The sequence below is a fragment of the Gordonia sp. 'Campus' genome (assembly GCF_022206305.1).
Lineage (GTDB): Bacteria > Actinomycetota > Actinomycetes > Mycobacteriales > Mycobacteriaceae > Gordonia.
The window spans coordinates 16,513-37,965 of the sequence record NZ_JAKOIW010000026.1; the positions used below are offsets into that span (position 1 = coordinate 16,513).

Annotated in this window: 21 protein-coding genes; 15 read left to right on the forward strand and 6 right to left on the reverse strand. The window is 68.9% G+C overall.

Features of this window, described 5'->3' with window-relative positions; translation table 11 throughout:
* Nucleotides 1-119: 119 nt before the first annotated feature.
* Nucleotides 120-2,162 (forward strand): M13 family metallopeptidase, encoded by a 2,043-nt coding sequence (locus tag MAY35_RS21010; protein WP_238423228.1) that lies wholly within the window; start codon nt 120-122, stop codon nt 2,160-2,162.
* Entirely contained in the window at nt 2,159-2,740 is a 582-nt protein-coding gene (locus tag MAY35_RS21015; RefSeq protein ID WP_374237993.1) for a potassium channel family protein, read from the forward strand. Before MAY35_RS21010 ends, MAY35_RS21015 begins: the two co-directional genes overlap by 4 nt.
* A 55-nt stretch (nt 2,741-2,795) precedes the next feature.
* Here the strand turns inward: MAY35_RS21015 and MAY35_RS21020 are convergent, their stop codons facing one another.
* Nucleotides 2,796-3,923, reverse strand: a complete 1,128-nt coding sequence (locus tag MAY35_RS21020; protein WP_238423229.1) for an NDMA-dependent alcohol dehydrogenase — start codon at nt 3,921-3,923, stop codon at nt 2,796-2,798.
* 248 nt (nt 3,924-4,171) lie between these two features.
* Here MAY35_RS21020 and MAY35_RS21025 point away from each other — a divergent pair, with 248 nt between their 5' ends.
* A complete protein-coding gene (locus tag MAY35_RS21025; protein WP_238423230.1) occupies nt 4,172-6,337 on the forward strand; it encodes an MMPL family transporter in 2,166 nt (721 codons plus the stop codon).
* 43 nt (nt 6,338-6,380) lie between these two features.
* Nucleotides 6,381-7,337 carry a R2-like ligand-binding oxidase gene (locus tag MAY35_RS21030; RefSeq protein ID WP_238423255.1) on the forward strand — a complete coding sequence of 319 codons (957 nt, stop codon included), beginning with the start codon at nt 6,381-6,383 and terminating at the stop codon, nt 7,335-7,337.
* A 10-nt stretch (nt 7,338-7,347) separates the two neighbouring features.
* Here the strand turns inward: MAY35_RS21030 and MAY35_RS21035 are convergent, their stop codons facing one another.
* The 5 genes from MAY35_RS21035 to MAY35_RS21055 are packed head-to-tail and all read right to left on the reverse strand — an operon-like array spanning nt 7,348 to nt 12,290.
* A complete protein-coding gene (locus MAY35_RS21035) occupies nt 7,348-7,956 on the reverse strand; it encodes an ABC transporter ATP-binding protein (protein WP_238423231.1) in 609 nt (202 codons plus the stop codon).
* On the reverse strand, nt 7,953-8,744 hold the full coding sequence (locus tag MAY35_RS21040) for an ATP-binding cassette domain-containing protein (RefSeq protein ID WP_238423232.1): 792 nt from the start codon (nt 8,742-8,744) through the stop codon (nt 7,953-7,955). Before MAY35_RS21040 ends, MAY35_RS21035 begins: the two co-directional genes overlap by 4 nt.
* A complete protein-coding gene (locus MAY35_RS21045) occupies nt 8,741-9,604 on the reverse strand; it encodes an ABC transporter permease (protein WP_238423233.1) in 864 nt (287 codons plus the stop codon). Before MAY35_RS21045 ends, MAY35_RS21040 begins: the two co-directional genes overlap by 4 nt.
* Complete coding sequence (locus tag MAY35_RS21050; protein WP_374237994.1) at nt 9,601-10,677, reverse strand: ABC transporter permease; 1,077 nt, start codon at nt 10,675-10,677, stop codon at nt 9,601-9,603. Before MAY35_RS21050 ends, MAY35_RS21045 begins: the two co-directional genes overlap by 4 nt.
* On the reverse strand, nt 10,659-12,290 hold the full coding sequence (locus MAY35_RS21055) for an ABC transporter substrate-binding protein (RefSeq protein WP_238423234.1): 1,632 nt from the start codon (nt 12,288-12,290) through the stop codon (nt 10,659-10,661). Before MAY35_RS21055 ends, MAY35_RS21050 begins: the two co-directional genes overlap by 19 nt.
* Nucleotides 12,291-12,458: 168 nt before the next feature.
* Here MAY35_RS21055 and MAY35_RS21060 point away from each other — a divergent pair, with 168 nt between their 5' ends.
* The 11 genes from MAY35_RS21060 (at nt 12,459) to MAY35_RS21110 (ending at nt 21,438) form a co-directional block, all read left to right on the forward strand.
* A complete protein-coding gene (locus MAY35_RS21060) occupies nt 12,459-12,752 on the forward strand; it encodes a metalloregulator ArsR/SmtB family transcription factor (protein ID WP_238423257.1) in 294 nt (97 codons plus the stop codon).
* A gap of 22 nt (nt 12,753-12,774) precedes the next feature.
* Entirely contained in the window at nt 12,775-13,650 is an 876-nt protein-coding gene (locus tag MAY35_RS21065) for an alpha/beta fold hydrolase (protein ID WP_238423235.1), read from the forward strand.
* Nucleotides 13,651-13,724: 74 nt separating this feature from the next.
* Entirely contained in the window at nt 13,725-14,264 is a 540-nt protein-coding gene (locus MAY35_RS21070) for a MarR family winged helix-turn-helix transcriptional regulator (RefSeq protein WP_064570446.1), read from the forward strand.
* Nucleotides 14,265-14,477: 213 nt separating this feature from the next.
* Nucleotides 14,478-16,028, forward strand: a complete 1,551-nt coding sequence (locus MAY35_RS21075; protein ID WP_374237995.1) for an aldehyde dehydrogenase — start codon at nt 14,478-14,480, stop codon at nt 16,026-16,028.
* A 47-nt stretch (nt 16,029-16,075) separates the two neighbouring features.
* Entirely contained in the window at nt 16,076-16,459 is a 384-nt protein-coding gene (locus MAY35_RS21080; protein WP_238423236.1) for a RidA family protein, read from the forward strand.
* A 69-nt stretch (nt 16,460-16,528) separates the two neighbouring features.
* Nucleotides 16,529-17,047 (forward strand): cupin domain-containing protein, encoded by a 519-nt coding sequence (locus MAY35_RS21085; RefSeq protein WP_238423237.1) that lies wholly within the window; start codon nt 16,529-16,531, stop codon nt 17,045-17,047.
* Between the two features lie 39 nt (nt 17,048-17,086).
* Complete coding sequence (locus tag MAY35_RS21090; protein ID WP_238423238.1) at nt 17,087-18,037, forward strand: PDR/VanB family oxidoreductase; 951 nt, start codon at nt 17,087-17,089, stop codon at nt 18,035-18,037.
* Nucleotides 18,038-18,046: 9 nt separating this feature from the next.
* Nucleotides 18,047-19,045 carry a VOC family protein gene (locus MAY35_RS21095; protein ID WP_238423239.1) on the forward strand — a complete coding sequence of 333 codons (999 nt, stop codon included), beginning with the start codon at nt 18,047-18,049 and terminating at the stop codon, nt 19,043-19,045.
* Nucleotides 19,042-19,842: an alpha/beta fold hydrolase gene (locus MAY35_RS21100; protein WP_238423240.1), complete on the forward strand. Its 801-nt coding sequence runs from the start codon at nt 19,042-19,044 to the stop codon at nt 19,840-19,842. Before MAY35_RS21095 ends, MAY35_RS21100 begins: the two co-directional genes overlap by 4 nt.
* Nucleotides 19,839-20,582 carry an SDR family oxidoreductase gene (locus MAY35_RS21105; protein ID WP_238423241.1) on the forward strand — a complete coding sequence of 248 codons (744 nt, stop codon included), beginning with the start codon at nt 19,839-19,841 and terminating at the stop codon, nt 20,580-20,582. The genes MAY35_RS21100 and MAY35_RS21105 overlap by 4 nt, the downstream gene beginning before the upstream one ends.
* A gap of 76 nt (nt 20,583-20,658) precedes the next feature.
* The gene (locus tag MAY35_RS21110) at nt 20,659-21,438 is read left to right on the forward strand and encodes an SDR family oxidoreductase (RefSeq protein WP_238423242.1); all 780 of its coding nucleotides are present in this window, start codon (nt 20,659-20,661) and stop codon (nt 21,436-21,438) included.
* The last annotated feature ends 15 nt before the right edge of the window (nt 21,439-21,453 follow it).

Consider the following 21,453-nt stretch of genomic DNA (forward strand, 5'->3'; position numbering starts at 1 on the left):
CGCAGTTGATGTCAGGTGGCGCATCTCTACCGGCCCTGCTCCGCGCGGAGCGGAGCGACGCCTGCCGCGGATTCCGCCCACGGCTGACGCGGCTGACGAATTCGCGATCGGGTGTCAGGATGGAACGCGTGACTGCATCGAACACAGACCTCAAGTCCGGCCTCGACCTCGAGTGGGTCGACGAGTCCGTCCGCATCCAGGACGATCTGTTCGCGCACGTGAACGGGAAGTGGCTCGACTCGCATGTCATCCCTGACGACCGTTCGGTCGACGGCGCGTTCCACGTGCTGCGTGACAACTCCGAGGAGAACGTCCGCGACATCATCACCGAGTGCGCGGCGTCGAACCCCGAGAGCGGGTCGGACGAACAGAAGATCGGCGACCTCTACGCGTCGTTCATGGACACCGACCACATCGAAGCCCTCGGGATCGGCCCGATCAGCGGCGAGCTGGAGAAGATCGCGGCACTCGACTCCGTCGATGCGTTCGCTCGTCGCCTCGGCCGGCTGCAACGACATGGGACAGGCGGACTGTTCGGCTTCTACGTCGACACCGACGCCCGGCAGTCCGACCGCTACCTCGTGCATCTCACCCAGTCCGGGCTCGGGCTGCCCGACGAGTCGTATTACCGGCCCGGTTCGGACGGCACCGACAAGCATGCCGAGACGAGGACGGCGTATGTCGCGCACGTCGAGCGGATGTTCGCGTTGGCCGGATTCGACGACGCCGCCACGCGTGCCGCGACCGTGCTCGACCTCGAGACCGCGATCGCCGCGGAACACTGGGACGTCGTCCGCCGCCGCGATGCCGAACTCACCTACAACCTCATGCCGCTGGACGAATTGTCGTCGACCGCAGACGGATTCCCGCTCAGCGAATGGTTCGGTGGACTGGGCACCAGCGGCGACGCGACCTTCGGCGAGGTTGTCGTCGCACAGCCGTCCTTCGTGTCCGGGGTGTCGGGCCTCCTCGGTTCGCGTCCGCTCGACGAGTGGAAGACATGGCTGACCTGGCGTCTGCTGCGCTCGGCGGCACCGTATCTGTCCTCGGCGTTCGTCGACGAGAACTTCGACTTCTACGGCCGCACCCTCACCGGCGCCGAGTCCAACCGCGACCGGTGGAAGCGCGGCGTGGGCTTCGTCGAGGCGGCGATGGGCTTCGCGGTCGGCAAATTGTATGTGGCCAAGCACTTCCCGCCGGAGGCCAAGGCCCGGATGGACGAGCTGATCGCCAACCTGGTCGAGGCGTACCGCCGCAACATCTCCGACCTGCCGTGGATGACCCCCGACACCCGGGAGAAGGCCCTGGTCAAACTCGGCAAGTTCACCCCGAAGGTCGGCTATCCGGCCAAGTGGCGGGACTACAGCTCGCTGTGCGTCGACCGCGGCGACCTCATCGGAAACGTCGCGCGCGCTTCGTCGTTCGAGCAGGATCGTGAGTTCGCGAAGATCGGCTCGCCGGTCGATCGGGACGAGTGGTTCATGACGCCGCAGACGGTCAACGCCTACTACAACCCCGGCATGAACGAGATCGTTTTCCCCGCCGCGATCCTGCAGCCGCCCTTCTTCGACCCGGAGGCCGACGACGCCGCGAACTACGGCGGGATCGGCGCGGTGATCGGTCACGAGATCGGCCACGGCTTCGACGACCAGGGCGCCAAGTACGACGGCGACGGCAACCTCGTCGACTGGTGGACCGACGCCGATCGGTCGGAGTTCTCGTCGCGGACACGCAAGCTGATCGATCAGTACGGTGAGTTCACCCCGGTCGGGCTCGACTCCGAGTACAAGGTCAACGGCGAGTTCACGATCGGCGAGAACATCGGCGATCTCGGTGGGTTGTCGATCGGGCTCGTGGCTTATCAGATCGCGAATGAGACCGGCGCCGGGAGCGGAGCGAGCGGGCCGAATGAGACCGGCGAGCCGCCGGTGATCGACGAGTTGACCGGCATTCAGCGTGTGTTCTTCAGCTGGGCCCAGATCTGGCGCACCAAGACCCGGGATGCCGAGGCCATCCGTCGACTGTCCATCGACCCGCATTCGCCGCCGGAGTTCCGGTGCAACGGCGTCGTCCGCAACATGGACGCCTTCTATGAGGCGTTCGACGTGAAGCCAGGTGACGCACTGTATCTGGACGAGGCTGAGCGCGTCCGGATCTGGTGAACGCGGTGCCCGGCGCTGACGGAGGATCCCAGGACTCGAGTTCCCCGGCGGCGCCGGGGGCGGCCGGTTCCCTCGGACTGGTCCGGGGGCGCGAACTCACGGTCGCCCTGTTGCGCCCCATCGGCGCGGCGGTCGTCCTGCTCGCCGGGTATTTCCTGCTGCCCATCGACAAGGCGAGCGATCTGAACTACCTCGGCCTGGTGGTGGGCGCTCTTCTGCTGCTCGCGTTCTGCGTGTGGGAGGTCCGCAAGTTCGCGCACTCGGACCGTCCGGTCGCGACCGCGATGGAGATGCTCGTCGCGCTGGCCGGGTTCTACATCGTGTCGTTCGCGACGACCTATTTCCTGTTCTCCGAATACGATCCCGGGAGCTTCAACGAGTCGCTCACCCGCGTCGACGCCCTGTACTTTTGTCTCACCGTGTTCACCACGACGGGTTTCGGTGACATCGCGCCGGATTCGCAGGGGGCGCGTGTCGCGGTCTCGATCCAGATGGCGAGCACCCTGCTGCTGCTCGGGCTCGGCGTCCGGTTCCTCAATCTGCTGGTGAACCAGCGACGCCAGGCCACCGGACGGTGACCTGGCGTCGTTGATCTGGTTCGCTGATCCGGTCTGACCGATCAGGCGCGACCGCTCAGTAGTCGTCCTCGCCGTAGACGATCATGCCGCGGATGTTGTTGCCCGCCAGCATGTCGTCGTAGGCCTCGTTGATCTGGTCGAGCCGGTAGGTCTTGGTCACCAGGTCGTCGAGGTTGAGCTTGCCTGCGCGGTATTCGTTGAGCAGCGCCGGTACCTGCGTGCGGGGGCTCGCGCCACCGAAGATCGCGCCCTGCACGCGCTTCTGCATGAGGGTGAGGTCGAACAGGTTCATCTGGGCGTCCATCGACTGGAAGTTGCCCATGCCGACCACGACGACCTGGCCCGCCTTGCCGGTGAGCGCGAGGGCGGGAGCGATCATCGACCCGTCGATCTCACCCACGGTGAGGATCGTCGTGTTGGCCATCTTGCCCCAGGTGATGTCGCCGATCGCCTCGAGCGCGGCCTCCATCGACGGGAAGGTATGTGTCGCACCGAGCTTCTCGGCCATCTGCAACTTGAACGGCACCGGATCGACGGCGATGACGTTGCGTGCGCCGGCGGCGGCCGCACCCTGGATCGAGTTGATGCCGACACCGCCGATGCCGACGACCACCACCGTGTCACCGGCGTGGGTGCCACCGATCTCGACGGCCGAACCCCAGCCGGTCGCGACGCCGCAGCCGAGGAGCGCGGCCGCCTGCAGCGGGATGTCGTCTTCGATCTTGACCAACGACGCCTCGTTGACGGTGATGTACGGCGCGAAGGTGCCGAGCATGCACATCTGCACGAGGGGAAGCCCGTCGGAGGTGAACGCGCGGTTGGTGTCGTCGGCGATGGACAGACCCGTCAGCAGGCGTGCTCCCTCGTCACAGATGTTCTGCTGACCGCGCGAGCACGGTTCGCAGGTTCCGCAGGCGGGGATGAACGCGGTGACGACGTGGTCGCCTTCCTTGAGCTTCGTGACGCCGGGTCCGACCTTCGTCACCACACCCGCGCCCTCGTGGCCGCCGAGGACCGGCATCGGGGCGGGGCTGTCACCGGTCCGCAGATGGTGGTCGGAGTGGCACAGGCCCGAGCTGACGAGCTTGACCTGGACCTCGCCCGCCACCGGGTCGCCGAGTTCGAATTCCTCGATCTTCCACTCTTCGCCCGGATTCCGCAGAACTGCACCCTTGGTCTTCATACGTGCTCCCTTGCTCGTGCCGCCCGACTCGGGGCGTTAGATATCGCCGTCTGCTTATGCGACGTAGGTCACATGGTGGTCGAAGTTCGATCCGGGCGCAGCAGATTCATCCGATCCATGGCACAAGATTGCGGGTGGTGTTCCAGCGCGCCATCCGGACGGTCGAGGACACCGAATCCGCGGGCATGCAGCCGTTTTCTCGACGCCGGTCCACCGCGCCCGGAGCCGACGCGTGTCACGATGAACCCATGCCGGACACGACCGATCCGAGTCCCCGTCCCGTTCGCCGCCACCGCTGGCTCATCCCGGCCCTGCTTCTCCTCGGCTGGATCGTCATCGGCGGTGTCACCGGCCCCTTCGCCGGGCAGCTGGCGAGCGTCGCGAGCAACGACAACAGCACGTTCCTCCCGTCGTCCGCCGAGTCGACCCGGGTCCAGAACCTGCTCGCCGATTTCCAGGACACCGACGAGATCCCCGCGATCGTCATCGCGGAACGGACCGGTGGCATCACCCCGGCTGACCTCGAGTTCCTGACCACCGCCACCGCACCGCTGGCGGGCACCGAGGGTTTCGGTCCGGCCGTCTCGCCGCCGATCCCGTCGAAGGACGGGGAGGCCGCCGAGCTCTTCGTACCGATCTCCACCGCGGGCGAACCCGCCGACACCGTCGAGATCTTGCGTGAGGCACTGGCCGACGCACCGGCAGGCCTCGACGTCGCCGTCACCGGACCGGCGGGTCAGATCGCCGATCTGGGCGAGGCCTTCGCGGGGATCGACGGCCTGCTGCTGCTGGTGGCCGGTTCCGTGGTGATCCTGATCCTCATCGTCGTGTATCGCAGCCCGATCCTGCCGTTCGTGGTGCTGATCTCCGCGGTCTTCGCCCTGGGCCTCGCGTCGGGGGCGGTCTATTTCCTCACCAAACAGGGCGTCCTCGACCTCAACGGCCAGAGTCAGGGAATCCTGTTCATCCTCGTCTTCGGGGCGGCGACCGACTACGCACTCCTGCTGGTCTCCCGATATCGCGAGGAACTCATCGGCACCGACGACAAGTACGCGGCCATCCGGCAGGCGTGGCGGGCGACCATCGAACCGGTCGGCGCATCCGCCGGCACCGTCATCGCCGGCGTCCTGTGCCTGCTGCTGTCGGATCTGAACTCCAACAAGAGCCTCGGTCCGGTCGCCGCCCTCGGCATCGTGGCGTCGTTCCTGGCGTCGATGACGTTCCTGCCCGCCGCGCTGGCGCTGCTCGGCCGCACCGCGTTCTGGCCGCTCCGACCCAAGTACGAGCCGTCGACCTCAGCCGACACCGGCGCCACCCACCGGTTGTGGAAGCGGATCGCCGACCGGGTGGCCGCATCACCGCGCGCCATCTGGGCGGGCACGCTCATCCTGTTGCTCATCGGCGCGGCCTTCGCCCCGACCTTCAAGGCCGACGGCGTCGCCACGACCGACTACTTCATGGGGACCGTGGAATCGGTCGAGGGGGCGAAGGTCCAGGCCGAGCACTTCGACGCGGGCAGTGGGTCGCCCACCTACGTCATCACCACGGAGGCGAACAGCGACCGGGTCCTGGAGAAGGTGCGCGGCACCGAGGGCGTAGCGGGAGCCGACCTCGTCAAGGGCTCCGACCCCGCCGACCCCGCCCCGCTGGTACGTGACGGGAAGGTCGCGATCGCCGCGACGCTCACCGACAACGCCGACTCGCTGGCCGCGCAGGACACCGTGATCGCCATCCGCTCGGCGGTAAACGATGTGCCGGACACGCTGGTCGGCGGCACCACCGCGATCGATCTCGACACTCGCGAGACATCCATCCACGATCGCAACCTGATCATCCCGATCGTGCTGCTGGTGGTCTTCGTCATCCTCGTGGCCCTGCTGCGCAGCATCGTCGCCCCGGCCATCCTGCTCGCCACGACCGTTCTGTCGTTCGCCGCGACGATCGGGGTGGCGGCGCTGCTGTTCAACGGACCATTCGGTTTCCCCGGCGCCGACCCGGTGGTGCCGCTGTTCGCGTTCGTCTTCCTCGTCGCGCTCGGCATCGACTACAACATCTTCCTGATGACCCGGGTGCGTGAGGAGACACTCCGGCACGGGACGCGGCTCGGGATGATCCGGGGCCTGACCGCGACGGGCGGGGTCATCACCTCGGCCGGGGTGGTCCTCGCCGCGACCTTCGCCGCGCTGGCGGTGATCCCGCTGCTGTTCCTGTTCCAGGTCGCGTTCCTGGTCGCGTTCGGAGTTCTGGTCGACACGCTGATCGTGCGGACGCTGCTCGTGCCCGCCCTGACCCTCGACATCGGGCGGCGGGTCTGGTGGCCGAGCGCCCTCGCCAGGAGTGATCACCGGACGGAGAACAGCTCTGCTGCAACGGAGTTCGTCGATTCTGCGCCCCCGCATCTCCGAAAGGGTTAGCGTCGGGGTATTCCACTCCCGAAGTGTCTGGCTGGTGACCGGAATGACTCTCATCGAACACAAAGCGCAGGGGCGCCAGGACTTCTCGTCGTTGCGTCAGGGCGGTCTCAACTGGGATTCATTTCCGTTGCGGCTCTTCGTCAAAGGCAACTCCCGGTTCTGGGACCCGGTCGCCATCGACTTCACCCAGGATGCACAGGACTGGGCCGAGCTGTCCGACGAGCAGCGCCGCAGCGCGACCTACCTGGTGAGCCAGTTCATCGCGGGCGAAGAAGCGGTCACCCAGGACATCCAGCCGTTCATGAAGGCGATGGCGTCCGAGGGGCGGTTCGGCGACGAGATGTACCTGTCGCAGTTCTGTTTCGAGGAGGCCAAACACACCCAGGTGTTCCGGCGGTGGATGGACGCCGTCGGACTGACGGGCGACCTCCAGGCGTTCGTCGCGGAGAACCCGTACTACCGCCAGCTGTTCTACGAGGAACTCCCCGACTCGCTGCACGCCCTCGACCACGACCCGTCCCCGCGCAACCAGATCCGGGCGAGCGTCACCTACAACCACGTCATCGAGGGCAGTCTCGCGCTGACCGGCTACCACGCGTGGCAGAAGGTGTGCACCCGGTACGGCATCTTCCCCGGGATGCAGAAACTGATCCGCTTCATCGGCGACGACGAGCGACGCCACATGGCGTGGGGCACCTTCACCTGCCGCCGCCACGTCGCCGCCGACGACTCGCTGTGGGAGACCGTCGGCGAGCGCATGAACGAACTGCTCCCGCTCGCCCTGGGAATGATCGAGTGGGTGAACCAGCAGTTCGAGGTCCAGCCGTTCGGCCTCGACAACAACGAGTTCCTCGGTTACGCGGCCGACCGTGCGCAACGCAGGCTGTCGGCCATCGAATCCGCTCGCGGACGCCCAGTCGCCGACATCGACCTCGACTACTCCCCCGAGGTCCTCGAGGACGCCATGGGCGAGGACGACGCGGCGCGCCTGCAGATGTGAGTCGTGACCGTCAACGGCGGTCGAGATCCACGACGCGGTCGGCGCGTGCTTCCACGAGCCCACGGCCGTGGCTGATCAGGAGCAGGCCGGCGCCATCGTCGACGAGGCCGTCGAGCAATGACATCACCGCCCGCGAAGCGATCGGGTCCAGCATGGCCGTCGGCTCGTCGCAGAGCAGGATGCGCGGTGCCTGGACGATGAGTCGTCCGATACACGCACGCTGGAGCTGACCGTCACTGACCTGAGACGGGTATCGGTCCAGGAGTCCGGCGTCGAGCCCGACGCGGGCGGCGATCGGTTCGGCATCACAGTCGCGTCGCGCGATCGTGGCGGGTTCGGTCACGATCCGCCGCAGCGTCCAGCGAGGATTGCTGACGAGTCGGGGATGCTGGGCGAGCAGACCGACGTCCCAGGGCCGGCGGTCGTCACCACGCCACTCGACCCGGCCGGCCGCCGTGGGGGCCAGCCCCGCGAGGATGCGCAGCAGCGTCGTCTTGCCGCTCCCCGATCGTCCGACGACACCGGTGACCGACCCGGCCCCCACCATCACGTCGAGATCCTCGAAGAGGGCGGTGCCGCCGACACGGGCGGCGAGGCCGGTGCCGAGCAGTGCGGTCATCGCACGGCCTCGAGGAACTCCGCCACGTAGGCGTCATCGGCCGCCGCCAGCGCGTCGAACCCGCCCTGCGCCACGATGCGGCCGGCGCGCATGACGACCACCCGGTCGTCGGTGGTGGCGGCTCGCCGCCGCAGCGTCTCGATGTCGTGGGTGATCACCAGCACCGCCACACCCCCGCGCGCCGACGCGGCGAGCAGCTCCCAGATCTCGGCCGCGAGGTCGGCGTCGAGTGCCGAGGTGGGTTCGTCGGCGACGAGGATCGCGGGGTCACCCGCGATCGCGGCGGCGATCGCGGCCCGCTGCGCCATGCCGCCGGAGAGCTCGTGCGGGTACAGCCGCAACGCGACGGGGTCGAGATGGACCCGCCGGCAGAGTTCGGTCGCGTCGGCCGCACCGCCGAGGGTGGCGACCACTTCGTCGAGCTGATCACCGATCGTCCGGACCGGGGTGAACGAGGTGGCCGCCGACTGCGGCACATGCCCGACGCGGTGTCCGCGGAGCCGACGCCATCTCGGGTCATGGCCGCGAAGTGCGTCCCCGACGAATTCCTCCCCGACGAAGTCCTCCCCGCCGACGCAGAGTCGTCCGGTCGCGGCGGAACCGGGAGGCAGGAGTCCGGACAGCACCGCCGCGATCATCGACTTGCCGCAGCCGGACTCGCCGACGAGTGCGGTCGTCGAACCCGCCGCCAGGTCGAGGGAGACGTCGTCGAGGACCCGGACCGCAGACCGGCGCCACCGTCCGCGGACGACGATGTCGACGCAGACACCGTCGAGCCGGGCGCTCACCGCCAGACCTCCCCCGCCGGCGGCAGGGTGACCCGCCGCAACGAGGCGGCCGCGGCCGCGCACGCCAGTGCGGTCACCATGAGCGCGATGCCCGGCACCGCGAGGGTCCACCAGGCGCCGGTGAGGACGTCGCCGCGCGCCTGGCCGAGGAGGGTGCCGAGGCTCGCCGAGTCGGGCGACAGCCCGACCCCCAGGAAGGACAGGGTCGTCTCGTGCCAGACCGCGTGCGGGAGCAGCACGGTCATGGCCACCAGGATCTGTCCGCTCACGGCGGGCAGCAGGTGCCGGGTCGCGACGAAGGTGCGAGATGCCCCCGACAGCCGCGCCGCCTCGACCCACCCCGACGAGGTCGCCTCGAGCAGTTCGGCGCGCACCACCCGGGCCACGGCGGGCCAGTGGGTCAAGGCGATCGACGCGATGATCGCGACCGGCTCGCCCCGCCACATCGCGGCGATCACCACGCCGACGACGAGGTGCGGCAGTGCGTTCACACCGTCGACGACTCGCATCACGAGGGCGTCGAACCAACCACCCACCGTCACCGACCCCACTCCGATCAGCACGCCCAACACGGTCGCGATCACGGCGCACAGGACGGCGATGAGCAGCGAGATACGCAGTCCCTCCGCAGTTCTCACGCCGAGGTCGTAACCCGAGTGATCGGTGCCCGCCAGGGCGTCGGCGCCGGGCGGGAGCAGCGCCCGGGCGAAGTCGGCGGTCTGGTCGCCCGCCGCCATGGGCACGCCGACGGCGACGGATGCGACCACGGCCAGGACGATCCACGGCGCGAGCAGGAGTGCCCGGTCGCGCAGCGTTCGCGTGCGGGAGCGCGTGACCGTCGCGCCTGTTCGCGCAGTCATGCCCGCAGCCCGATCCGCGGGTCGATCCACACCGCGGCCGCGTCGGAGAGTGCCGAGCCGACGAGCACCAGGACCGCCGACCCGACAGCGAGTGCGGCCAGCAGCGAGAAGTCGAGCGCCACCGCGGCGTCCACGAGCGCCTCGGCCAAGCCCGGCCACCCGAAGACGGCCTCGACGATCGCGGCGCCGGCGATCAGTTCGGGGAGTCGTGTCCCGAGGAGAGCGAGTGTCGGCAGCACCGACACGGGAACGATGTGTCCCGTCAGCAATCTCCGTCCCGCGATGCCACGGGCGCGTGCGCCGCGGATCGCATCGGAGGCAGCGGCATCGACGACGGCGGCGCGCATGGTCAGCAGCAACCACGGAACCATCGACACGGTCAGGGCCAGGTACGGCAGCACGGCGTGGGTGAGCAGGCCGGCGACCGAGTAGTCGTCGCCGGGGCGTCGGGCACCGGAGGTCGGCAACCAACCGAGTCCGACCGCGAACACGCCGACCAGGATCAGCGACACCACGAACGGTGGTGTCGCGGCGAGCACGGCGGCGAGCGAGGTACACATCCGATCGAGCAGTCCACCGCGTCGCATGCCGATGACCGCCCCCACCACGATGGCGATGATCGCCGCCGACAGCAGTGCCGCCGACGACATCCCCAGCGTGAACGGCAGGCGCTGGCCAATCACCTCGACGACGGGCTGTCCCTTCGTCGACGACCAGCCGAGGTCGCCGTGGAGCAGCGCTCCCCACCAGTTCCACCAGGCCCGCAGCCAGTGCTGGTCGAGGTCGTAGGCGGCCGAGATCGCTTCCCGTTGCGCGGGCGTCGCGGACTGGTAGTTGTCACCCAGATGAGCGGTGAGCGGATCGAAGGGAGACGCAGCCGCGACCGCGAAGATGCCCAGCGACACCAGGATCGTCGTGGGGATCATCAGCAGTAGACGGCGAACGAGCAGCACGCCCGTCGCACGCAGGCGCGATCTCCCCCGCACAGCCCGGTAAGCGGCATCGGCGAGATCCGTTGACCCCGCGGATGTCTCGGGCGGGGTGGCGACCGACGTCACGAGTTCGGTTGCCACGACGGGAGCTTCCACCACGGACCCCAGGTCACCCCGTGCGAATGGGGCTCCAGGATCGGTGAGTCGTGGCGCCACCCCGCACTTCGGGAGACGTAGGTGTGGTGCAGGAAGGCCAGGAACACATAGGACGGCTGTTCGGCATACAGCTGTTGGATGCGCTTGTACCGCAGATCGTTCTCCGGCCCGGGCGCGCTCATGCGTGCCTCGTCGAGGACGAGATCGAGCCCGGGCGCGGTGAGATTGCCCGGGTTGGCGTACGGCGACGACTCCGGAACGCGGGTGTGCAGCGTGTCGTAGACCTGCGAGTCGAGGCTGTAGGGCGTCGCCCCGCCACCGAGCACCACGCCGGAGTCGGCGAGCCGGGTGTCGATCTCGTCCCAGCTCGTACCCCGGGTGAGGACCTCGACACCGATCTTCTTCATCGATGCCGCGAACGCCACGGCGAGGTCGCGACGCACCGTGTCCTGCGCGTTGTAGAGAACGGGGAACGACGCCCGGTCGGCACCCCGGGTGCGCACGCCGTCGGCACCGACCCGCCATCCGGCGTCGTCGAGCGTCGCCGCCGCAGCCCCGGGGTCGAAGGCGAATTGTGCACCCGCGTCATACACGGCCGTGCCGTACACCGAGGCGACCGGAGTGCTGGCCGGCTCCCCGGCGCCGGTGAGCACGTCGTCGACGACGGCCTGCCGGTCGACGCCCAGGTTCATGGCGAGTCGGGCGGCCGGGTCGGCGGTGAACGGATTCGTCCCGGGCAGCGAGATACCGCGCCAATCGGCCGATGTCACCGACACCACGCCGGTGCCGTCGCGACCCGCGAGACCGTCGGCCAGGCGCGGCGGCAGTCCGGCGCCGTCGAGCTCACCGGCCGCGATCCGCTGCGCACGTGTGTTGTCGTCGGGAACGTGGCTGTAGACGATGCGTCCGAGTGCCGGCCGGTCACCCCAGTAGTCCTCGCGCGCAACGAGAACCGCTTGATCGGGGTCGAGCGATTCGAGCCGGTACGCCCCCGTCCCCACCGGTCGGGTGTTCAGGGCCCACTCCGCCGCGGGCGCGTTCTCCACCCGTTCCGATGGGACGATACCCACGAGCAGATACGGCGACGGGTCGGCATCGGTGTCCATGCGGACCGTGACCGCCTGCGCCCCATCGGATTCGACGGCGACGATCGGCGCGAAGTCGGTCGAGATGGTCGACGCGACGAGGGGGTCGACCAGCGCCCGGTAGGTCGCGACGACGTCGCGGGCATCGAGGGCGGTGCCGTCGGAGAACGTGACACCACTCTTGAGCGGCACCCGCCACGTCCGTGGCGCGGTACGTTGCGGCTTCGACTCGGCGAGCGCCGGAACGAGGTCGGGCACTCGGCCGTCGCCGTCGGCGGCCGGGACGAGCAGACCGTCGTAGAGCGGTGAGACCCCGAGCTGTGCGTAACCGAGCATCGGGTTGAAGTCGCCCAGTTCCTGACTTTCGCCGAGGACGATCCGGTCGGTCACCGACGCCCGGTCCGACGGCGAGCAGCCGGTGAGCCCGACCGCCGCGATGAGTACCGCCGCCCCGGCAGTGGCCAGTCCACGAACGGCCGACGACGTTCCCCCCACACCTGTGTGCACAGACATATGTTCTCCCAGACACACATTTGCCGCCACCGGGGCGGTGGTGAACGATGGGCGGTATCACCACCGAAGCGACGAGGAGTACCGGTGACCGACTTCGACCCGGACTCATTCGATGCCGACTCATTCGACCCGGACTCCTTCGATGCCGACTCGTGGGCAGCGCGATTCATGCTGCTCAGCGACCCGACGCGATTGCGCCTGGTCGCCGAGATGCACGCCCGGCCGGGTTCCACCGTCGCCGAACTCGCCACGCGTATCGGCATCACCGAGAACGCGGCCTCGCAGTCGATCCGCAAGCTGCGAGACCAGGGCTGGGTCCGCTCGGAGAAAGCCGGCCGGATGGTCCACTACGAGGTCGTCGGCGACGCGATCGTGCATCGCATCCTGCACGACATCATCGGGGTCGGGCATGTCACGTCCGACGATCACTCGGATCACGCCCACCCGGTGACAACGGATTAGAACACGTTCTAGTCTGGTCGACGTGGATGTCACCTTCGATGCGACCAAACGGGAACTGACGACCGACAAGGGCACGCTGCGCTATCACGAGGCCGGCGACGCCGACGCGCCGCCGCTGATCCTGTTGCACGGTTCCGGGCCCGGCGTGACCGGTTGGCGGAACTACCGCGGAAATCTCGGACACTTCGCGCAGACGCACCACTGCTACGTCATCGAGTTCCCCGGCTTCGGCGTGAGTGACGCCGTGGAGGGCCACCCGGTGCTGACCGCGGGCGGCTCGGTCCTCCGGTTCATGGACGCGCTCGGCATCGACAAGGCCGCGATGATCGGCAACTCGATGGGTGGGGTCGTCGGCGTCAATCTGGCGATCAAGAAGCCCGAGCGCGTCGAGAAGCTCGTCACCATCGGCGGTGTCGGCCCGAATGTGTTCAGCCCCAGCCCCAGTGAGGGTCTACGTCTGCTGCAGGAGTTCACCGACGCCCCGGACAGTGACCTCGACGGCAAACGGGACAAACTGGTCCGCTGGCTCACGTCGATGGTCTTCGACCGCTCACTGGTCACCGAGGAGCTCATCGCCGAGCGCTGGGAGGCGGCCATCAATCCCGACGCGCAGAAGACGGCGCAGATGATGTACGGCTCAGCGGCTTTCGAGATGCAGCAGCAGTTCATGGCCGCGTCCGACAATCCGCCGTACTGGGCGTCGATGCACAAGGTCGCCTGCCCGACGCTGCTGACCTGGGGCCGCGACGATCGGGTGAGCCCGCCGGACATGGCGATGGTGCCGATGCGGCTCATCCCCGACGCGGAGCTGCACGTTTTCCCGAAGTGCGGGCACTGGGTGATGATCGAGGCCAAGGCCGCCTTCGAGGCAGCCGTCACCTCCTTCCTGACTCGCTGACCGCCTGACTCGCTGACCCCCGGGGAGGCGCCGGTCCCGCCGTCGACCTCCGGGGATGGGTAACCTCGACCACCATGGATGGTGTCGACGTCATCGTGTCCCACTGGGCCGTGGCCCGTCCCGAGCTCGACGTCTCGGCACTCAAGGTCTTCGGCCGGCTCCACCGCAGCTTCCTCGTCTACAAGGCGCGCATCGCATCGACCTTCGACGAGCACGACATCACCGATTCCGGCTTCGACGTCCTCGCGTGCCTCCGCCGCGCGGTGCCGGACCATCGCCTGACCGCGGGTGAACTCGCCGAACAGACTCTCGTCACCACCGGTGGACTGTCCCTGCGCGTGAAGCGCCTCGAGGACGCCGGCCTGGTGACACGCACGCGCGACAGATCCGACGCGCGTGTCGTGTACGTCGAACTCACGCCGGCCGGCTCGGAACTGGTGGATCGCATCGCCGACGAGCACTTCGCCAAGCTCCAGACGATGCTCGCCGAACTGTCGTCGGACGAGGCCGCGGACCTTGCGCGACTACTCGGCAAGCTCGAGCACTCCGCTCGCTTCGCCGTGCTGGGAGACGGCCTCGATCCGGGCGAAACGGATCCGATCGCCGCCGTCTGACCGCGCCGGGCGATAAATTTTTCGGCAGTTCGTGATGGCCGACACACCCGATGTGACCTGCGTCTCCGCTGTTTCGCGGGCGTAAAACCGGCGTTACAGAGCTCTGTACTGCGTCTTCCCCGGTTGACCTCTTAGCGCTAAGGCTTTACAACTGTCTTAGCGCAAAGATATTTATCCGGACCCACTTCGGTCTTCAGCCCCGAACGGAATCGCATGCCCCTCGTGTCCAGCACCCCCGTACCCGATACCCCCATGCCCGGTATCTCCGACCACCTCACGGTCGACGCGCGTGATCTCGACGATCGCATCTTCGTCGGCGGTCACTGGGAGGTCGGCGCCGGAGATCTGATCGAGTCCGTGAACCCGGCGACGGGTCGGGTCTTCGCGACCCTGCACGGGGCCACTCCCGCCGACGTCGACACCGCGGTCCGCACCGGGCTCCGCGCCGCCCACGAGAGCGGCTGGGCGAGTGCGCTTCCCCACGAGCGCGCGGCAGTCCTGCACCGGATCGGCGACGGTATCGACGCTGCGCGAGATCGCATCGCGCGGCTGCAGACCCTCGACACCGGCAAGACCCTCGGCGAGACATCGGCTTTGGCGGCGAGTGCGGCGAACACCTTCCGGTACATGGCGGCGGCGGCGGAGACCTCCGACGGCACGCTCACGACCCCGCGCGGCCCGTGGCTCACGATGTCCACGCACCGCCCGATGGGTGTCGTCGGTGCCATCACCCCGTGGAACTCGCCGATCGCCTCCGACGCCCAGAAGTTGGCCCCCGCGCTGGCCGCGGGCAACGCGGTGGTCAGCAAGCCGCCGGTGTGGGCGCCCTGGGTGACCTTGCTCCTGGCCCGCATCTGCGAAGAGGCCGGCCTGCCCCGCGGTGTCCTGTCCGTCCTCCCGGGCCCGGGCCGGACCGTCGGCGAGGCCCTGGTCCGCCACCCCGACGTCGCGAAGGTGACCTTCACCGGCGGGACGAGCACCGGGCGTCACCTCGGCCGGATCGCCGCCGACAAGCTCATGCCGATCACCCTGGAGCTGGGCGGCAAGTCACCGACCATCGTCTTCGCCGACGCCGACCTCGAACGCGCCGTACAGGGCGTGCTGTACGGGATCTTCTCCTCCAGCGGCCAGAGCTGCATCGCCGGATCACGAGTGTTCGTGCAGCGCAGCGTGTTCGATGCTTTCACGGACGATCTGGTAGGACGCGCCGGCCGGTTGCGGATGGGTCCCGGTACCAATCCGGACACCGACGTCGCCCCGATGATCTCGGCCGCGCACCGCGACTCGGTGGCCGACACGGTAGCCCGAGCGGTGGCCGACGGTGCCCGAGTGCGGTGCGGTGGCGCGGTTCCCGTCGACGGTGCGCTGGCCGACGGCTGGTACTACCCGCCGACCGTACTGACCGGCGTCGCCAACACCGACCGGATCAGCCAGGAGGAGATCTTCGGGCCGGTCGCGGTGGTCATCCCGTTCGGCGACGAGGCCGACGTCATCGCGCAGGCCAACGACACCGTCTACGGCCTGGCCTGCGGCGTGTGGACCGAGGACTACCGGCGTGCGCTGCGGATCGGTGACGCCGTCGACGCCGGAACCGTGTGGGTCAACACCTACAAGCAGTTCTCCATCTCGACGCCGTTCACCGGGCTCCGCGACAGCGGGCTGGGCACCGAGAAGGGACGCGAGGCGATCCGCCAGTACTCCGACCAGAAGAGCATCTACCTCGACCGCAGCGACGAGCCGATCGCGTGGGGTCGCCATCCGTGACCGGCCGGACCGTGCACGCGCCCACTTCGACGAAAGGAACCACACCCATGACCACAACTGCCGCAACCGACTTCGCCGCAGAAGGCCAGAACACCGCGCACCCGTACAGCCCCGCATTCGCCGTCGCCGGTTTCGGCTTCGTCTCCGGCGCACTGTCGGTGGATGAGAACGGGGTGGCCGTACCGGGCGTCGACGCCGCCCTCGACGCGGCGATGGCCCGACTCGGCGAGCGCCTGGCCACGATCGACATGACCCTCGCCGATGTCGTCAAGACCACCTACTTCGTCACCGACGTCTCGCTGCGCGACGCCGCGAACCGGCACTACGAGAGCGTCTTCGCCACGCCTCGTCCGGCCCGCTCGTTCGTCGAGGTGGCCGCGCTGCCCTACGGCGCGACCGTCGAGATCGAAGCCATCGCCCACACGTCCTGATCGCACGTCCGGCACCCACCGAACCCGCCAGAACACCGAACCCGCCAAACACCGAGAGGAACCACCATCATGACCGCACCAGAGAAGACCATCGCCGATCTCGAGCAGCAGATCGACTCCTGCATCGCCAGCCGCGAGACCCGGCACGAGGACTGGGACACACTGGGTTTCCAGGCCGCCGCCGGCGGCGACCGCTTCAAGCGCGCCCAGATCCGCTACATCGGCTCGGGCGCCACCGGTGACCACGAGAACGACAACCGGACTCTTCCGTCGGATCACTTCACGTTCTCCAACATGCGTCTGCCCGCCGGTGCCGTCGGTCCCGAGCACACCCACCACGACGTCGAAGAGGTGTTCTTCGTCCTCGAGGGCGAGCTCGAGGTCGCCGTCCATGACGTGGAGGACGGCACCAAGAAGGCCGTTCGTCGCCTCGGCTACCGCGACCTGATCCGCGTGCCCGCAGGCGTCCCCCGCAGCCTCGCCAACGTCGGCGACACCGACGCGCTGTTCTGCGTGATCATCGGCGCCGAGAAGCCGCAGCTCCCCACGTACCCGCCGAGCTCGGAGATGTTCGGCGTCACCCGCTGAACCTCGTTCCACCCGAACCGAACCCGAGAGGTGTCCACCATGTCCGCAGACACGACGAGAGTCCTTCGCGTGCACCAGAAGACCTGGGAGGCCGACGGCGTCACGAGCATCACCCTCGTGGATCCGTCCGGCGCCGAACTCCCGCGCTGGGAACCGGGATCGCATGTCGCGCTTCGTCTGCCGGACGGACTCGTCCGGGAGTACTCCCTGTGCTCGACGCCGGAGGACTCGTCACGGTGGTCCGTGGCGGTCCTCCGGGCCGAGAAGTCGCGCGGCGGTAGCACCTACGTCCACGATCGGCTGTCCATCGGAGCCGAGATCGAGGTCGACGGCCCGCGCAACGCCTTCTCGATCGACCCCGACGCCGCGCATCACATCCTGATCGCGGGCGGCGTCGGCATCACCCCCATCGTCGCGATGATGCGCCGGCTGGAGTCCGAGGGCCGATCGTGGCAGATGCTCTACGCGGGCCGGTCCCGACGGTCGATGGCCTTCGTCGACGAGGTGTCCGCGCACTCGACGTCCGTCATCCACGCCGACGACGAGCGAGGCGGGTTGCCCGATCTGCCGGCGCTGTTCGCGGGAGCGCCATCCGGGTCGGTGGCGTACTGCTGCGGCCCGGCCGCCCTCCTCGACGCCGTCGTCGGCGTCATCCCGCCGGAGATCCCGCTGCGCAGCGAACGTTTCGCCGCACCCGTCGCGGAAGTCGACCCCGGCGGGGACACCGCATTCGACGTCGTCCTCGACCGGACCGGGCAGCGCATCGCAGTACCGGCCGACATGTCCGTGCTCGACGCACTGGCCGACGCCGGCGTCGACGTGCCCAGCTCCTGCACGGAAGGCATCTGCGGCACCTGCGAGATCGGGGTCGTCAAGGGCGACCTCGACCACCGCGACTTCGTCCTCACCGACACCGAACACGCGAGCGGACAGACGATGCTTCCCTGCGTCTCACGCTGCCGCTCAGCCGAACTCGTACTCGACCTCTAGGGGATCCCCGTGCTCTACTCCCAGCTTCCCGTACTCACCGAGCAACCGGTGTGCCGTCTGCGCAGCCTGCGCTCGGTCACGCTGAGCGTCCCCGATCCCCTGGCCTCGCGCGACTTCTATCACGAAGTGTGGGGACTGACCACCGTCGAGGAGGACGGTGACCGGTTCTGGCTGCGCGCCACCGGCACCGAACACCATGTTCTCGACCTTCGCCCCGGTGACGCGAATGCCCTGGGCGGCTTCAGCTTCGCTCTCGGCACACCACGCGAGGTCGACGACGCCGCCCGCGCACTGGAGCGTATCGGCGTGCCGCTGCTGCGCGAGCCGGGTCCGCTCGACGACGCCGGGGGCGGTTACGGCCTGGCCCTCGTCGACCCGGAGGGGCGCACCGTCGAATTGTCGGCGGACGTGCACGCGGTGTCGTCGCAGGAACCCGCGGGTCGTCGTGCCATCCCTCGCAAGATCGCGCACGTCGTCCTGAACACCACCGACATCGAGCGGATCACGGCGTTCTACACCCAGGTCCTCGGGATGCGGGTGTCGGACTGGTCCGAGCGCCAGATGTCGTTCCTGCGCTGCAACTCCGAGCATCACGTCATCGCCCTGAACCAGGCGCCCTGGCCGGCCCTGAACCACGTCGCCTACGAGATGACCTCCATCGACCACTTCATGCGCGGCATCGGTAACCTGCGCTCCCACGGGATCAGCCCGCAGTGGGGTCCCGGCCGCCACGGCCCCGGCGACAACACCTTCTCGTACTTCACCGATCCGGCGGGTCTGGTCTGCGAGTACACCTCCGAGGTCGCCCAGATCGACGAAGACGCCTGGCTGTGCCGGACCTGGCGCCGCACACCCGAACTGTCCGATCAGTGGGGAACCGCGGGCCCGCCGACGACCACCGTCCGCACGGCCATGGCCGGCATCCCCGACCACGGCGCGAGCTCCCTGGTGACCCCGCGCGACCCGGACTACTTCATCCATCTGCCCCAGACGGTGGGCGTCGCATGACCACCACCGTCACCGTGCTCGACCGCGTGCACGTCGTCGCGCACCCGTCGAGCCGCGAGATCCGGAGCCGGCACAACGTGGTGCTGCTCCACGGGATCGGCGGCGGCGCCACGTCGTGTGGCCCACTGGCCGCACGGCTGGCCGCCGCCGGTCTCGACTGCTGGTGCCCCGACGCCCCCGGTTACGGGCGCTCGGCCGATCCCCGGCCGGGCATCGGCCCCGTCGAGGAGATGGCCGAACTGATCGAAGCGCTCGTTCCGGGAGAGCCGGTCGTACTCCTCGGCACGTCCTGGGGCGGTGTGATCGCCATGGATCTGGCGCTGCACCGGCCCGATCTCGTCGCCGCGCTCGTCATCGCCGACAGCACCCGCGGTTCCGGGGTCACCGCCGAGCGGGCCGCCGGCATGCTCGCCCGCATCCCCGACCTCGTGGACCGGGGTGCCGCCGCAGTCGCTGCCGACCGCGCCGACGCGCTCACGGCACCCGACTGCGACCCGGCGGTCACCGCCGAGGTCCGCGCCACCATGGCGGAGGTCCGCGAGCCCGGCTTCGCCGCCGCGGCCCGGTACATGGCCGCGACCGATCTCGGCTCCGATCTCGCCCGACTCGCCCGCCCGGCCCTCGTTCTCGTCGGTGAGCGCGACACCATCACCGGCGTCGACGAATCACGACTCCTCGCCGACGAGATCCCCGGCGCGCAGCTGCGGATCGTCCCCGATGCCGGCCACGCCGCGATCCAGGAACAACCCGACGTCGTCGCCGACCACGTCCTGGACTTCGTCGGGATGCTGTCATGAGCGCCGGGACGATGGTGGTGACCGGCGGCGGCCGCGGACTGGGCCGTGCCATCGCCGAACGTCTCGGCGCCGACGGGCACCGACTGGTGATCGCCGAACGGGATGCGGAGACCGCGTTCGCGGCCGAGGCCGCTTTGCGCGACGCCGGTCACGACGCCCGCGCGATCGTCACCGACATCGCCGACGTCGACGCCGTCCGCGCACTCGCCGACCGTCTCGACGTTGACGGCGATCACGTGATCGGCCTCGTCAACAACGCGGCGATCGCCGACGGCGTAGGTGGCGCGACGTTCTTCGAGCTTGCCGACGACGAGTTCGGACGGCTGACCGACGTCAACGTCCGTGGCACCTGGTCGGTCACGAAGTACCTGTGGCCGTTGCTGTCCCGCTCGCGGGGCGCCGTGGTCAACATCGCCTCCGATGTCGCGATGTACGGGTCGCCGCGGCTCGTGCACTACGTGTCGTCCAAGGCCGCGGTCATCGGGATGACGCGCTCGATGGCCCGCGATGCCGGACCGCACGGAGTTCGCGTGAATGCCGTTGCGCCGGGCCTGATCCGGGTCGAGGCCACCGAAGGCGTTCCCGAAGACCGGTACCGCACCTACGCCGCGGGGCGCGCACTCGACCGCGAACAGACCCCGCAGGACGTCGCCGGAGTGGTCCGCTTCCTACTGTCCGAGGACGCCGCCTTCGTCACCGGTCAGACCATCGTCGTCGACGGCGGATTCATCTTCCGCTGAGCGACGCATCCACTTCGACTCCAGCCCCCAACCCCCAGTCCGCAGCCCCACCGCACACCAGCCCCGAGGAGTACCCATGGACCTGCAGCTCGCCGGTCGCCGAGTGTTGATCACCGGCGCGAGCTCCGGGATCGGCCTCGCCACCGCCCGCTTGCTCGCCGAGGAAGGCGCCCGCCTGGCGCTCTGTGCCCGCGACGAGGACCGTCTTCGTTCCGCGACAGCCGATCTCGCCGCGATCACCGACGTGGTCACCGCGTCGTGCGATGTCACCAGCCGCGCGTCCGTCGACGCCTTCGTCGCCACCGCCGTCGACCGGCTCGGTGGTCTCGACGGCGTGGTCTGCAACGCGGGGCGGTCGCTCATGCGCACCCTCGACGAGACCACCGACGAGGAGATCCGCGACGAGTTCGACCTGAAGATCTTCGGTGCGCTGCACGTCATCCGCGCCACCCGCGCCGCGCTCGCGGCGTCGGACCGCGGTGCCGTGGTGATCGTCAACGCCATCCTGTCGCGGCAGCCCGAAACCCGCCTCGCCGTCACGTCGGCGGCCCGGGCGGGCCTGCTGAACCTGTCGAGCTCGCTCGCCGAGGAGCTCGCGACCGACGGGACACGGGTCAACTCGGTGCTGCTCGGCCTCATCGACACCGGACAGTGGCAACGCCGGTTCGCCGAGAGCGGCGCCGACGACTTCGCGGCCTGGAGTGCCGAGATCGCCGACGACCGGGGAATCGCACTGGGCCGCTTCGGTTCCGCCGACGAACTCGCATTCCCCATCACCACCCTGCTCTCGCCGCGGAACAGCTACACGACCGGCGCCACGCTCGAGGTCGGCGGCGGGGTGCACCGCTATGTCTGACCCCGGCAGAGCCCG